A 14351-nucleotide genomic window follows, 5' to 3' on the forward strand; every position below is an offset into this window, starting at 1 on the left:
GCTTCAATCGGGACGACGCTACTTATTGCGATTTAGGCCTGATAAAATCACCTAAATAACTGCATTCGCTTGCTGCAATGGCATAAAAAGGAGTTTTAGTATAGTCGAATCTTAATTCTTTCAAATAAGGATTATTATAATTGGCCTTAATAAAGTTTCTCCATTTTATATCCTTTTTATCATAATAGTAAAATGATAGTGGATTGGCATTCATGATGATCTGCTTTTGCAAACATTTGGCCAGCATAAAGGTACATTTTGCCTTAAAATCGGCATTGGTGCTTAATGCCCTCGCTTTCAAATACCACGCCTTTGCGGTCTGTGCTTTTTTATAATCCCCATCATAAACATATTTCGCCGGGTTGCTATTGTCGTAAGATGACCAATCGTAACTGATTAGAAACCAGCTGTTACCAAAATAACCTGTTTGGTAAACCGCATTCGCCATTCTATAATAGTAAAGCGCGGCATTTTTTTTGTCGCTAACCGTTAACTTCTGTAAACGAAGCATTTCTGCAGCAAAAGTTTTTTTAGTAATAGATGCTTTGGCTGTTACATACTTTTTTGGAAAATCGTTAATGGTTTCGATAAATGGATTGGCGTAAAGTTTAGTGTTTTCCCCATCTCCGTACCAGTTTTCAGGAGCAAAATAGTGATAACCCACCGAAACCTTTGCAAACATCTGAACAGCTTTGTCGTATTGATGTGTACGCAAATAAGTGGTGCCGTAAAGCTCATAAAAATCGTCGTTTTTCAATTGGTTTAAAGCCGAAGCCAACAGGGCGGTAACATCATTGCCCATCGCTTTTGTTTTATAAACCGCTAAACCCTGCATACTTTTCGGGCTTAGGTATTTTTGCCAAAAATTAATGCTCTCGTAACTCATGTTCTGGAAAAGGGAATTTTCTTTCAGCGTTTTGCGGTTCAGATCACCTTTAACCATTGCCAGTGCTGCTTTAGCGGTGTCGCCCATTTTTAAATAAGCAGGCGCTAATATTTGCTGATAAAAATTCCTGGTCGTTCTGCTAAACCGTTTATCGGCATTATCGTAATATTGTTCGTAAGGTTGGTTTTTGTTTTCTGCAAAACGCTTTTCGTCCAGCCATTTTAATGTTGGTAGTAAGCCGTTTTCGTTAAATGTGTTACCTTTTTTAATGTTTTTAGCTTTGATCAACAGGTCGATAATGCGGTATTGATCACGTAATCTTTCCGATAGCTGTTCTGGTTTTAAAGTAGCCAGGTAATTTAATGCCAGAGGATCATTATTCTCCATCCATGATAAATAGGCCGCAATTAAAGTACCCAGTTCAGGTTGCGGGTATTTCTTTTCCGCAGCCAGTTTCAAGGCGAAATTTCTGATTTCGTTTAGGTGTTTTAGATTAACATTTTTTAAACTGTCTTTATACTTAGGATTGTCGTTATCCGAAAAATAATAATTATAACCAATTTTCGCTATGTCATTTGCCTGAATAAGATTTTGTTCCAGCTTATTTACCTCGCGTACCAATAATGTGCCGTTTAGCAGGCTTTTGGGTTCATAGCCGTAAACTTTGTTCATGCTTTCTATCCCTGAATCTGCATTGCCAAAACCATTAATTGCCCAGATATTGGCTTTTTCATTATTGGTGCTGGCGTATTTTAGAGCCCCTTGAACAGGAGAACTGGTATAATAATAGTTTTTGTAGGCCTGTATCCTCCGCTCGGGGTTGCTGGCAAAAACTTTTGAGAATAAAAAAGCTGCTTCATCCGGATTTCCTAACCTGCGGATTGATCCTGCATATAAAGCCAATGCCCAACCTTTAACGGCACTGTTAATTTTACTGGTTTTAATATGCGTTTCGTAAGTTGATTTACTCTCCGCATGCATTCCAGCGAAATGAAACATCCGTTCCGTTTGGTAAGCATAACGTAGTTTCAGAAAGTCATCTTTTTCAGCAGTTGTTAATTTTAATCCTTCCCGGGCTTTTGCAGCCATAGCAGTGGTATCACGTGGTGTTGCATCCCAAAGGTTAAATGTCACATTGGCCAATGGTTCACAGCTTTTAGCGAACTGATAATATTTTAAAGACGCTTTGCGTTTGCCCAGTGCCTGGATAAAACTATTCTCTTGCAGGCTATCAGGTAACTGTGAAATATTGCCATCTAAATTGACCAGTTTTACATTGGTTGCACTGTCTGTTTTGTACATCACCTTTAATACATCCTCATTTTTAACATGCAGGAATCGGGCCCATTCGCGGCTGTTGATATCCGGCTCGCTTGCTACGTCCGTTTCGCTGTTTAGATAAACCATTTGGTTATAGGCAAATGGCGAATATTCATCTCCTTCAATATTGTTATGGAAATAAGAAATATAATAATCATAAGGATCAATCTCACCGCCACAGGCAAGATTTACAGCAATTTCGCCGAAAAAAGTAATCAGGAATGCACTAAAAATCAGCAATGACTTTTTGAAGGTCTTCATTGGTAAAATGTTTTAAAAGGTCGATGTCTAAATGGTAAAAAACGATGTTTCGTTCTTTGGGGCTTAAATATCGGGATAAAAATTTAGAGCTTAAAAGTAAATCATCAGCAGAAACCTGTTCCCATCTTATTACATCGCCTTTTTTCAATCCAGCGGCGGGGTAATCAGTCAGCAAATCGTACAGAATGGAATTTTCGCGCTGTTTGAAAAGCTTTTTATCTTCAATCTGTATTTTGCCGATCCGCTTCGAAATACCTGCATATTGTTGATTTCTGAATACTACTGCCCATTCAAATAGGGGTAGCGCCACGTCGAGTTGTAAGGGGTATTCCTGCAGAAAATCTTTAAGATACTGATCCATTTCATGCAGGTCCAATATTGAGTTTTGATCGCCATATTTACGTAGATTGCCCATGTTATAACACATCAAAATCCCTTTGTTTACCGGCGGAATTCCACTTGACACAATATTTTTAATCTGATGCAAGCGCAAGGTTACCGAAATCGTTTTGCCCTTTAACAATCGGTTGGCGCTTAACTGCTCTAAAAATTTAAAATACCTGTTTCTGGTGGTTTTGGTCCAATCACAATCAATCTGTAATTCGGTATAGTCTGCCTTTCCGGCCTGCTTTACCTTTTCGGCCACAAACTTAGCAATGCGATTGGCCATTACGGCAGTCTGCATGGTATCAATCTTATTAAATACCTGATTAACGATAAATACCACTGGGACGATGTTAACCTGTTTAGGTATGGGGTCTGAAAATTTAATAGGCGAAATGGGTACGGGCATTTGCAGATCTGGGTTAAAATCTACATCCATTATCCGCACATACAAAGATTTTGATTTAAATCGATCAAGATAGTCAGTTTCTGCTTTTTTATTCTGGTAATCCGTTCTCCAATAGTAAAAAGTAGGGTTGACAACCGGTTTTTGTTTGCAACCGAAAAAGAGAAATACAGAGATGACTAAAATACTTATCTTGCGCATAGAATTGATTTAAGCAAAAATAGTATAAAATGCGTGCAGTTTTACAAAGGGTTACAGCGGCCAGTTGTACCGTTGATGGTGACATAACAGGGGCCATCGAAAGCGGATTTCTGGTATTGTTGGGTATCGAAGATGCAGATACTGTAGAAGATTTAGAGTGGTTGGCGCAGAAAATTATCGGTATGCGCGTGTTTAGTGATGAAAGCGGATTGATGAACAAGGCGCTTGCTGATGTGGGTGGAGATATCTTATTGATCAGCCAGTTTACCTTGTTTGCTTCTACTAAGAAAGGAAACCGTCCGGGCTTTACCAAGGCAGCACGACCGGATGTCGCGATTCCCTTATATGAGAAAATGATTGATAAACTTTCGGCTTTATTGGGAAAAAAAGTTGAAACCGGAATTTTTGGTGCCGATATGAAAATAGCTTTATTAAACGACGGACCGGTTACGATCATAATTGACACCAAAAATAAGGAATGATTAAAATTTAAATAGCCATCGTGTAACTAATCAAGCAACTGACTGTCAAAAATCAGCATTGTTTATCGCGAAAAAACCTAGACTTAAGTAAATATGGGGGAACCAAATCCTAAAAGGCTGGCAGAATACACTTGTCTTGTGTTTTTTCTGATTCTAAAGGTGTTGCTATCCTTTGTGTTTGTTAATTCAGTTTATGAATTACACCGCGACGAATTTTTGCATTTAGATCAGGCCAATCATCTTGCGGCAGGTTTCACCTCGGTTCCGCCATTAACTTCACTTTTTTCCTGGCTGATCAAAGCTTTGGGTAACTGTGTTTTTATGATTAAACTTTTTCCGGCCTTAATGGGTGCTTTAACACTACTTTACTGCTGGAAAACTGTCGGGTTTTTAAAAGGTAACCTCTTGGCTAAATGCCTGGTTGCCGTAGCCTTTTTATGTTCTGCTCTGCTGAGGTTAAATACCCTTTACCAGCCTAACTCTTTTGATGTTTTAGCCTGGACAGCCATATTTTATTATTTGCTGAAATATTTTGATAAGAATGAAGCCAGGTATTTATATGCTTTTGCTATCACTGTGGCTTTGGGCTTTTTGAATAAGTATAATGTTCTTTTCCTGATCATTGGTCTGTTGCCTGCCATCATTATTACTTCAAATCGAAAAATATTTATCGATAAGCATCTTTATCCAGCCATTTTACTTGCACTTTTAATTATCTCGCCAAATGTAATCTGGCAAATAACACATCACTTTCCTGTACTCACCCACATGAAACTTTTGCAGTCCACACAACTGGTACATGTAAACCGGATTGATTTTTTCATCACGCAGTTTCTCTTTTTTATCAGTTCGATATTTGTTCTCCTGGCTGGGATTGGTAGTTTGGTTTTTTATAAAGACTTCAGGAAACACAGCTGGATTATTCTTACTTATTTCATTACGCTAATTGTATTTAGCTATTTTAAAGCAAAAGATTATTATGCTTTGGGTTTATATCCCGTTTTACTGGCTTTTGGTGCGGTTTATTTAAGCAGGGTTTTAGCAAAGAAATATATATTAACGGGCTTGCTTTTTGCTTTTAATATTTGTTCATTTATTTACCTGTTGCCCCTTTTGATGCCGGTTTATAGTCCTGCGCAAATTATTGCCCATCATAAAAGGTTCGAGCGGGTGGGGGCTTTGCGTTGGGAAGACGGGGAAAATCATGCGCTGCCTCAGGATTATGCAGATATGCAGGGCTGGAAAGAACTGGCCGCATTGGTTGATGTTGCTTACGGAAAAGTTAAAGATAAATCTACCCTACTAATACGTGCCGATAATTACGGGCAGGCTGGTGCGATTAACTATTACTCAAAATATAAAAATATCAATGCTGTCTCGTACAACGCCGATTATCTTTATTGGTTTAAAATGGATAAACCGGTTAAAACGTTTATTATGATTACTGGTGCCAACGATGAAGACCCCGACCGTAAGAGAGAGCAGCCCTATTTTGAGCAGATTACCAAAATCGGTGAAATAAAAACGCCCTATGCTAGAGAGAGAGGGGCAGGGGTATTTTTACTCGAACGAGCAAAACCCGAAGTAACCCCTATCATAAAAGCAGAAATAGAAGAAGAAAAAAATGACTATTAACGAAGCACAGGAAACGGTAGACCGTTGGATTAACACCACGGGTATCCGTTATTTTAACGAACTAACCAATACGGCAATTTTAATGGAAGAGGTAGGGGAGGTGGCCCGGATTATGGCCCGTAAATATGGCGAGCAATCGTTCAAAAAAAGTGATGAGGCCGTAAACCTGGCTGATGAAATGGCCGATGTAATGTTTGTTTTAATCTGTTTGGCCAATCAAACCGGTATAAATTTAACGGAAGCTTTAGAAAAGAACCTGGAGAAAAAAAGCATCCGCGATGCCGACAGGCATAAGAATAATGAGAAGCTTAAATAAGTCGGAAGTCCTCAGTCAGGAGTCCGAGGCCTAAGCTACGAATTCCATTAAACTTCTATACGCAACGAAACGGTTTTTGTATTTTTCGTTTAACTCCGCCTGCAAAGCTGGTGCAAAGGTTTCCTGGTATTTATTGTAGTGATCTAATGTTTCTACAACATATTGCGAACAGTAAGTTACACCTTCATTAGGCGAATCAACAACCTTTAATAAACGGTTAGAAACAAACATACCCGTTGCCATAACCTGTGGAATATGAATATCCTGCATCCATTGTAGCCATTCTTCGGCTACTGCATCTTCAAGGATGAGCGTAACATTATATAAAAACATGGCGCAAAGGTAACTAATATATAAACGTTAAAAAATTAACGATGTATATTTTATTCTTTAAATGATTTAGATATTAACCAATTAACCATACGGTAGCTTACGGTTCCCAATTTGCAGTTACCAATGGAACTAATGACCAATAAACCAATAAACCAATAAACCAATGACCAATGACCAATGAACCAATGACCAATAAACCAATGACCAATGAACTAATGACTAATAACCAATGAACTAACGAAATGAACCATTGACTCACTAACCCCATCTCCCCGTAAGTTCCTAAATCTTTTTCTGGCCTCAGCGCTGAACATACTGCCGGGATAATCGGTAATCAGTTTTTGGAAATACACTTTCGCTTGTGTGATATCATTCAGTTTCTTTTCGTATAAATCACCTAAGGTAAATAAGGCATCATCTGTCCAGATCCCGTCTTTATATTCTTCCGTTACTTTTTTAAGGATATCAGCAGCTTTTTGGAAATCGTTTGCTTTAATAAAAATCCTTGCTTTACTCATCATCATGGCATCTGATAAGCTGTTTTGAGGATAGGCAATGGCAATGCTGTCCATTTTTTTTATCGCTTTTTCAGGTAGGTTTCTAAATAAAAGCATTTCTGCGTCCGCATACATTTTCAGGGCATTGCTATCGGCTGGTGTCTGGATGTTATCACTGATCAATAAACTTAGATTCAATGCATCATTGGCAATCAGTTGCGAGGTAGCAGCTTTTAAAACCAAACATTGGCTATTGCTGTATTCGAAATTGCCCTGATAAAAAGAAAGTTTAGCACTCCTGAAGCGGGCTTCATTTCCTATGGGTTGTCCTTCAAACCTTTTGCTTACTTGCTCGTATACTAAAAATGCTTCCCAGGGTTGGTTCGTTAAAATATAAATGTCGCCCAAATCAAGTTTTAACTGGCCTAAGTCCTGGTCGTTTATGCCTGGCATTTTTATTGCATTTTCTAATTCTTTTTCTGCATTAGCCGGTTTATTTAAATAGTAAGCCTGTAGGTTGGCCAGTTTTTTTATTGCAAAAAGGGTATTCCTGTTTTTGCCGTTTTCTTCAAGCAAGGTTTCATAATCTTTTGCGAGCAGATCGAGGTCTGCAACTGAATATTTTCCGCTGGTACGTAGGTTGTACCTGGTATTCAGCATCTCTATTTTTGAAGGAAGATAATACTGGTTATCTTTTCCTTTGGTGAGCAGGTAGTCGTAAGCTTTAATCGCTGTTTCGTAGGCACCATTGTCAACAAAGGTATAAATGGCATTAAACAAACTACCGCCATCTGCTTTAGTCCGTTTATCGTATGCAATAAGCTGGCGCAGGGCCATTTCAAATTCCTGTTGCTGAATGTAATTCCAGGTGAGCAACTGAATGTAAACTTCGGCATCAGGTGCTTTTTGTACTTTTTTTAAAATGGCCGCCTGAAAGATTTGATAATCGTTTTTATCTTCAAAAATAGAAGCGAGTACAGTTTCTGCCTGTGGTAATAACTGGGGCATTGTTGCAAGTGCATCCAGGTACTCTTGCATGAGCATGGCCTTATCTTTTTTAAAACGGTAGATGTTTAACAATTCAAAGACAAACATCTGATCGTCTCCAAATAGTTTTCTGCCCTGTTTAAAGGTTTGTACTGCATAATCGTAGTTTTCGAACCGATAAAAGTTATTGGCAAGATTTCTGATCCTGAATTCTTCTTTTGGCAGTTTTGAAATGACCTCATTAAAGATTTTATCAGCAGCCTGCACATCGCCTTTCTCCTGATAAAGTTTGCCCAATGCGATTGGGTAAACGTCGCTCTTTGGATCTTTTTTGATTTCTTTCTTAACTGTTTTCTCCGCTACATCATAGCGTTTTAATTTTAGCAGGGTATTAAAGTAAATATCAAAATAAACTTCGTTATTCGGAGTAGAATAAAGTTTTTCCAGTAACACAACGGCCTTGTCATATGCGCCATCCTGATAATACTGAATAGCCAGACTGCTTTCATCAGGTGCAATCTGCTGATTGGGGCGGAAGATTTGTGCATTGGCTCCAAACGACAGCAATACGGATATGATGAAAAAAAAACGGTTCATAAACCCTAAATTATAAGTTTTAAATGTAATATTTTAATACATCTTTAGCCAAACCGGCACTTGAAATTAAACGTATTTTAAATGTTACCTGTATTTTATTTTGTAGATATTTTATAAATACTAAATTGAACCACTACTTATTATTGATCGCATGAGTAACATTGTTGGTGTATATCGCTGTTAAAATTGTTGCGATCCTTATTTTTGTTATCCCGTAAAGGATTTATTTATGCTTAAAAAAATTTTCCTACTGTTAATGGTTGCATCGGTTTGGGCTTGTAAAGGCGCAAAACATGATACTATTCCTGTAGACGATTTTTTTAAAACGCAAGACAAGGCCTACTATCGCATTTCTCCAGATGGAAAAAGTCTTTCTTATTTAAAGCTTCATGATAAAAAACTGGACCTTTTTGCTGAAGATATTGCCACGGGTAATATTGTTCAGTTGACACATTTGAACGGAAAGAACATCAGTTTTCATTTCTGGACCAGCAATAATGAACTGATTTATTATACCGAAGATGGATCTAAAGAGCGTAGATCCGATATTTTTGTGATCAATAAAGATGGGAGCAAGCAGGTGCAGCTGAGTGCCAATGAGAAAAACAGGTTGAGGGTAATTGAAGACCAATTGATTGATGATAAATATATTATTGTGGCTTCAAATAAGCGAGATTCAACGGTTTTCGACGTGTACCGATTAAACGTTCGGGATGGAAAAATGGAGATTGCCGCAAAAAACCCGGGCAATATTACCAGATGGATGACGGATAGTAAAGGTGTACTTAAAATTGCTGTTGCCAGTGATGGGGTGAACGAGACCTTAATGTACCGCGAAAATGAAAATGAATCTTTTGCGCCTGTAATTACCAATAATTTTGAAACTACTTTTCAGCCCATTGCATTTTCTGAAGACCAGCCTAATGTACTTTATGCCATTTCGAGCATTAACCGAGATAAAAACGCACTGGTAGCGGTTGATTTAAAAAAAGGGAAAGAAAAAGAGGTTCTTTTTGCAAATGATACTTTAAACGTGGTGGATGCAACCTACTCCCGTTTCAGAAAAAAAATGCTTTTTGCAACCTGCGAGACCTGGAAAAGAGAAAAATTTTATCTCGATGACAGCGTAAAGGTAGCTTACTCCAGGATTGATAAACTTTTGCCTGGTACTGAATGGATCATTATGGACAGGGATAAGACAGACCAAGTGTTTGTGATCCGTACCTTTACCGATAAAAATCCAGGTTCTTATTATTTGTATACCGCAATTGATCAAAAGCTTAAAAAGCTTACGGATGTCAGTCCTTCCATTAACCCGGAAGATATGAATGCCATGAAACCGATCAGTTTCAAAAGTCGCGATGGCCTAACCATTAATGGTTATTTAACTTTGCCAAAAAATAAGAAAGCAGCTGGCTTACCCGTGGTTGTCCTGCCACATAATGGTCCTAAAGCAAGAAATAGTTGGGGCTACAATGCAGAGGTACAATTTTTGGCCAACCGTGGCTATGCCGTTCTGCAAGTAAATTACCGGGGTTCTACCGGTTATGGAAAATCATTTTATGCTGCGGGTTTTAAGCAATGGAGCGATAAGATACAGAATGATGTTAACGATGGCGTAAAATGGCTGATTAAGGAGAAAATTGCCAATCCTAAAAAAATTGCCATTTACGGCAATGGTTTTGGAGGCTACATTGCTTTAAATTGTTTATATAAAAATCCCGATCTTTACAAATGTGGCGGATCAAATTCAGGTGTAATTAACCTGTTTAGCTATCTGAAAACCTTTCCGCCATTTTTAAAGGCCAAATTGCAGATGTATTATGAAATTTTAGGTAATCCGATAACCGATACGGATTATATGCGATTTGCTTCGCCTGTTTTTCATGCAGACCGGTTTAAATCGCCTGTTTTTATCGCTCAGAACCCCAAAGATCCAAGCGTTAACGTAGCAGAAGGTGTACAGTTTATCAAAGAACTTAAAAAAAGGAACGTTCAGGTTACTTATATTGAAAAAGAGGAAGGTCCAGATCCTTTGGTACGTCAGCAGAGCAGGACAGCTTTGTACAAGGCCTTGGAAGAGTTTTTAAAAGAAAACTTAGGTAAAAGATAGGTATGGCCTTAGAAAAGCAAAGCAACTACCGTAAAAACTTTACCTTAGGTGTAACCTTTATTACACTCATTTCTATACTTTTTATCCTTTCGCTTTTCCTTGCGTTTAACTATAGCAAAAAAACGATAGAGAATGATTTTGTTTCAGAGAAGGTAAATGTCCTGGAACAAAGTATTAAGCCTTACAATGATTTTTTTCAGAACAAAATGCCTGAGATTTCTTATTATAATGGCTATCTGGACTCTTCTACTGCAGCGAAGTTTGTAGATACTGTGATGTTAAAATATCCCTTTATCTCAAAGGTTACTTTTTACGATACAGAAGTGAAGAATGTACCGGTTAAAGATGGGATTAATGCAAATCATTTGGGTATCGGTCCAAAATCTATTTTCCAGTTCGGGAAAGGAATAAAGCCTGATTCGGTAAAGTTGTATTCAGAGGATGATACAAAATCTTTTACCGTAGGCAGTGATTTTAATGCTATTGCCATTAAACTTGCCACTTTTGTTGAGGATCTTGATACCGCATCGGTGCCCACACAAGAAGAGCTGTTTACCAACTTTTCTATTGTGAATTCCAACGAAAATAAAATTACTTACTTAAATATTCCCCGCCGTGAAGATTTAAGGATATATAAAGATATGATCAGGCGGAAGTTAAGCCCGGCGCCTGTATATCAACAGGATATAATGGTTTTTAATCTCGATGCACATAAAATCAAGATTATCAATACCAGGCCGTTACTGTACCAAACCATCAGGATTGAACCACTGACTTATGATCCGATTGATACTTCAGATGAAAATATAAATACTGAAATTGCCCTTCCTGGTGCATTTTCTGATTTTAAATTATACCTCATTTCCTCAAAATCTTACATCAAGAAAGAAATTTTTATTTATTTCATGCCAATCGCATTGGTGTTATTGCTGGTATACGGTGTGCTTTTACTGGTTGCATTTTTGATTTACCGTAACCTGAATATCAACAGTAAAATGTTTAAGTTGCAGTACGATTTTGTAAACAACTTGACGCATGAGTTTAAAACCCCTGTTAGTGTAATTAAAATCGCGGGGAACAATATTAAAAGCGCGCCGGCATTAAGTCATAAAGAGCAGCAGCTTTATGGCAAGATACTGGATGAAGAAGCCGATAAACTGAATGGTTTGATGAACAAATTACTGGCCTTTACACAAATTGAAAATAAAGCCATTAAACTAAACCAGGAAGAGGTTAATATTGTTGATTTTATAGAAAGTACAATTGAATCGCATACCTTAAAACATCCTGATTTTAAAATTACTTATGAGGTATTGGGATTTAAAACTTTTATTACCGATCCGGTACTATTGGGTAGCTTGTTCGATAATCTGGCAGAGAACGCTTACAAGTATTCAAAACCAGAGCAGAAAAAACTGCACATTAGTGCAAAGCTGATAAAAGGAGTACTGGTTTTCCGTTTTGCTGATAAAGGAATTGGCATCCCGGCTTCTGAATTAAACAATATATTTAAGAAGTTTTTCAGGATCCAGAATGAATATAACCAAATGGGCAGTGTAGGCCTGGGTTTGGCATTTTGCAAAGAACTGGTTAACTTTATGGATGGAGAAATTTCCGTAAAAAGTAAAGTAGGGAGTGGTACAGAATTTAAAATCGTGCTGCCTTATAATAGTTAAGTTAAGGAATTGGAAAGTTAAAGGTTGGAAGGCTGTAATGTTAAATTAACCTTCAAACATTGCAACGTTTCAACATTACAATGTAACACACACATAATGTCTAAAGAAGTAAAAATATTAATTGTAGAAGATGATGAGAATCTTCGTTTTCTGGTTGCTCACCGGTTAAAGGCCGAAGGTTATACCGTGTTGGAAGCCAACGATGGTGAAGCGGGTGAAAGGATGATTTTGGCCGATCAGCCTGATATTGTGTTATTAGACTGGATGATGCCAGGTAAGCAGGGCGCCGAAGTTTGCGAGAATGTACGTAAACAGGGTTTCGAAAACCTGGTGATTATGATGACGGCAAAGGCGCAGGACGTAGATAAAATAGATGCCTACAATTTTGGTGCATCTGATTATATCACCAAACCGTTTAATATGGATGTACTCGTGGCCATGTTGGAGAGCAAGGTGAAATTTATCGTTAATAAAGATTCGGCTGAGATTCATCGTTTTGGCAATATGGAGCACCATCCAAATATTCATACCCTATTCAGAGACGGAAGGAAAATCGAGTTGACGATATTGGAAAACCGTATTCTCCTTTATTTCTTGCGTAACCCTGGTAAAGTAATTAACCGTGATGAACTGATGCTGGTGGTGTGGGGCTACAACTCTGACGTGAACACCAGAACGCTTGATATGCATATTGTACGCCTACGTAAAAAGATAGAATTGAATCCTGATAACCCGCAGCTGCTGCAGACGGTTAGGGGCGTAGGTTATCGCTTTAATGCAGGATAAAGATTATTTGTGCCGTCAAATGTCGTCATCTGATGGTTTTAAGTTATTCAGATAGGTGTCAGATGGTAACATCAGACACCACTAAGCCTTCTTCAAAGTAAGATATTTATGCCGTCAGGTGTTGCCATCTGGCGGTTTTAAGTTATTCAGATAGGTGTCAGATGGTAACGTCAGATAACACTAAGCCCTTTTCAAAGTAAATATTGTAATCTCCGGTAAAATACCAACCCTGCCCGGATAACCTAAAAAGCCGTATCCCACGTTAACATACAGCTGTTGTTTTTGCTCCTGGTATAAGCCTGCCCACTCTTTATAAATGTATTGCACCGGGCTCCATTGCATTTCCTTTAAACGAACGCCAAATTGCATGCCGTGCGTATGGCCGCTAAACATGGCATCGATTTGTGGATATTTCTGTAAAACTTCTCCTCGCCAATGCGATGGGTCGTGACTAAGTAAAAGTTTAACCGGTAAATCATCTGTATTTTGAACTGCCAGTTCCATTTTTCCATATTTAGGAAAACGGCCCATTCCCCAGTTTTCAATGCCTAAAATCCCGATTTCTTCCCCATCTACCTTTAATCTCCGGTTTTCATTCATCAAAAGATCGTAGCCCATTATTTTATGCACGTCAACCATATCTTTCAGGTTTTTAACTTTGGCCGGAGATGATTCCTTCCCAAAATAATAATCACCGTAATCGTGATTGCCCAACGAAGAATATACGCCTAGCGGCGCTTTCACTTTCGAAAATATATCCTGATAATCCTTTACTTCGTTAGTGAGGTTATTCACCAAATCGCCTGTGAAAAAGATAAAATCGGGTTTCTCACCCAATAACATTTCTACGCCGCCTTTCACAGCGGTTTTGTTATAAAAACTGCCAGAGTGAATATCAGAAATCTGTCCCAAGGTAATGCCATCAAAAGCTTTGGGCAGGTTAGGAAGGATCAAATTAATACGTCTCACCTGATAATCATAAGCGCCTGAAATAATACCCCAGCTCAATGATGTTAGCGGAACTGCAGCCGCTACCAATCCGGCTTTTACTAGAAATTCTGATCGTGAAATATGGTCACCAGTAGGAGATTGTTCGTTTTGTGGTATGGTTGAAGCTTCGGCTGTTTTATTTTTTCTGAAAATTTTAATGAACAACCTGCGTAAATCATCTAACACTAAAAAAGGCAACATCGCCATTTTACAGGCTACAGTTAAAAAGAAAGCAACTAAAATAATAGCCCTTAGGGTTAGGAAAAGATTGAGGTAAATGCCACAAAAAACACCGATGATCAGTAAGGTGCTATAGGTCCAATAAGCAATGGTAAATACCTTTTTAGTATTCGGTTTCCATTTTTTAAATACGGCGATGATGGCTTTAAAGCAGTAAATATCAAATGCAATAATGAAAATGCAAGCGGCAATAATGAAAGGTAATCTTCCCATATGATCGGGTTATTCGATTTAAGTATAA

General features: G+C 38.1%; 11 protein-coding genes. 6 read left to right on the forward strand and 5 right to left on the reverse strand.

Features of this window, described 5'->3' with window-relative positions; translation table 11 throughout:
- Nucleotides 1-22 precede the first annotated feature (22 nt).
- Nucleotides 23-2467 (reverse strand): hypothetical protein, encoded by a 2445-nt coding sequence (locus BM107_RS10980; protein WP_090983174.1) that lies wholly within the window; start codon nucleotides 2465-2467, stop codon nucleotides 23-25.
- Nucleotides 2433-3458, reverse strand: a complete 1026-nt coding sequence (locus BM107_RS10985; RefSeq protein WP_090983177.1) for a hypothetical protein — start codon at nucleotides 3456-3458, stop codon at nucleotides 2433-2435. The genes BM107_RS10980 and BM107_RS10985 overlap by 35 nt, the downstream gene beginning before the upstream one ends.
- Nucleotides 3459-3487: 29 nt before the next feature.
- On the opposite strand from BM107_RS10985, the gene dtd reads away from it, so the two are divergent.
- The 3 genes from dtd to BM107_RS11000 all read left to right on the forward strand — a co-directional run bounded on the left by dtd (nucleotide 3488) and on the right by BM107_RS11000 (nucleotide 5891).
- Nucleotides 3488-3940, forward strand: coding sequence for a D-aminoacyl-tRNA deacylase (gene dtd, locus BM107_RS10990; RefSeq protein ID WP_090983179.1), 453 nt, complete (start codon nucleotides 3488-3490; stop codon nucleotides 3938-3940).
- 93 nt (nucleotides 3941-4033) lie between these two features.
- Complete coding sequence (locus BM107_RS10995; protein WP_090983181.1) at nucleotides 4034-5575, forward strand: glycosyltransferase family 39 protein; 1542 nt, start codon at nucleotides 4034-4036, stop codon at nucleotides 5573-5575.
- Complete coding sequence (locus tag BM107_RS11000) at nucleotides 5565-5891, forward strand: nucleotide pyrophosphohydrolase (RefSeq protein ID WP_090983182.1); 327 nt, start codon at nucleotides 5565-5567, stop codon at nucleotides 5889-5891. The genes BM107_RS10995 and BM107_RS11000 overlap by 11 nt, the downstream gene beginning before the upstream one ends.
- Nucleotides 5892-5921: 30 nt before the next feature.
- Here the strand turns inward: BM107_RS11000 and BM107_RS11005 are convergent, their stop codons facing one another.
- Together BM107_RS11005 and BM107_RS11010 are read right to left on the reverse strand one after the other, a co-directional pair.
- Nucleotides 5922-6224 carry a DUF4286 family protein gene (locus tag BM107_RS11005; RefSeq protein ID WP_090983184.1) on the reverse strand — a complete coding sequence of 101 codons (303 nt, stop codon included), beginning with the start codon at nucleotides 6222-6224 and terminating at the stop codon, nucleotides 5922-5924.
- Between the two features lie 212 nt (nucleotides 6225-6436).
- Nucleotides 6437-8305 (reverse strand): tetratricopeptide repeat protein, encoded by a 1869-nt coding sequence (locus BM107_RS11010; RefSeq protein WP_090983186.1) that lies wholly within the window; start codon nucleotides 8303-8305, stop codon nucleotides 6437-6439.
- A gap of 229 nt (nucleotides 8306-8534) precedes the next feature.
- On the opposite strand from BM107_RS11010, the gene BM107_RS11015 reads away from it, so the two are divergent.
- The 3 genes from BM107_RS11015 to BM107_RS11025 all read left to right on the forward strand — a co-directional run bounded on the left by BM107_RS11015 (nucleotide 8535) and on the right by BM107_RS11025 (nucleotide 12880).
- A complete protein-coding gene (locus BM107_RS11015; protein WP_090983188.1) occupies nucleotides 8535-10418 on the forward strand; it encodes a S9 family peptidase in 1884 nt (627 codons plus the stop codon).
- Between the two features lie 2 nt (nucleotides 10419-10420).
- Nucleotides 10421-12094 carry a sensor histidine kinase gene (locus tag BM107_RS11020; protein WP_090983190.1) on the forward strand — a complete coding sequence of 558 codons (1674 nt, stop codon included), beginning with the start codon at nucleotides 10421-10423 and terminating at the stop codon, nucleotides 12092-12094.
- Nucleotides 12095-12190: 96 nt separating this feature from the next.
- The gene (locus BM107_RS11025) at nucleotides 12191-12880 is read left to right on the forward strand and encodes a response regulator transcription factor (RefSeq protein ID WP_090983192.1); all 690 of its coding nucleotides are present in this window, start codon (nucleotides 12191-12193) and stop codon (nucleotides 12878-12880) included.
- A 180-nt stretch (nucleotides 12881-13060) separates the two neighbouring features.
- On the opposite strand, the gene BM107_RS11030 is transcribed toward BM107_RS11025, so the two are convergent.
- A complete protein-coding gene (locus BM107_RS11030) occupies nucleotides 13061-14323 on the reverse strand; it encodes a metallophosphoesterase (protein WP_090983195.1) in 1263 nt (420 codons plus the stop codon).
- Nucleotides 14324-14351: the final 28 nt, after the last annotated feature.

The organism is Pedobacter suwonensis (assembly GCF_900111825.1).
Lineage (GTDB): Bacteria > Bacteroidota > Bacteroidia > Sphingobacteriales > Sphingobacteriaceae > Pedobacter > Pedobacter suwonensis.

Coding starts and splice junctions, on each gene's coding strand:
- BM107_RS10980 (WP_090983174.1), bottom strand. CDS start 2,467: ATGAAGACCTTCAAAAAGTCATTGCTGATTTTTAGTGCATTCCTGATT.
- BM107_RS10985 (WP_090983177.1), bottom strand. CDS start 3,458: ATGCGCAAGATAAGTATTTTAGTCATCTCTGTATTTCTCTTTTTCGGT.
- dtd (WP_090983179.1), top strand. CDS start 3,488: ATGCGTGCAGTTTTACAAAGGGTTACAGCGGCCAGTTGTACCGTTGAT.
- BM107_RS10995 (WP_090983181.1), top strand. CDS start 4,034: ATGGGGGAACCAAATCCTAAAAGGCTGGCAGAATACACTTGTCTTGTG.
- BM107_RS11000 (WP_090983182.1), top strand. CDS start 5,565: ATGACTATTAACGAAGCACAGGAAACGGTAGACCGTTGGATTAACACC.
- BM107_RS11005 (WP_090983184.1), bottom strand. CDS start 6,224: ATGTTTTTATATAATGTTACGCTCATCCTTGAAGATGCAGTAGCCGAA.
- BM107_RS11010 (WP_090983186.1), bottom strand. CDS start 8,305: ATGAACCGTTTTTTTTTCATCATATCCGTATTGCTGTCGTTTGGAGCC.
- BM107_RS11015 (WP_090983188.1), top strand. CDS start 8,535: ATGCTTAAAAAAATTTTCCTACTGTTAATGGTTGCATCGGTTTGGGCT.
- BM107_RS11020 (WP_090983190.1), top strand. CDS start 10,421: ATGGCCTTAGAAAAGCAAAGCAACTACCGTAAAAACTTTACCTTAGGT.
- BM107_RS11025 (WP_090983192.1), top strand. CDS start 12,191: ATGTCTAAAGAAGTAAAAATATTAATTGTAGAAGATGATGAGAATCTT.
- BM107_RS11030 (WP_090983195.1), bottom strand. CDS start 14,323: ATGGGAAGATTACCTTTCATTATTGCCGCTTGCATTTTCATTATTGCA.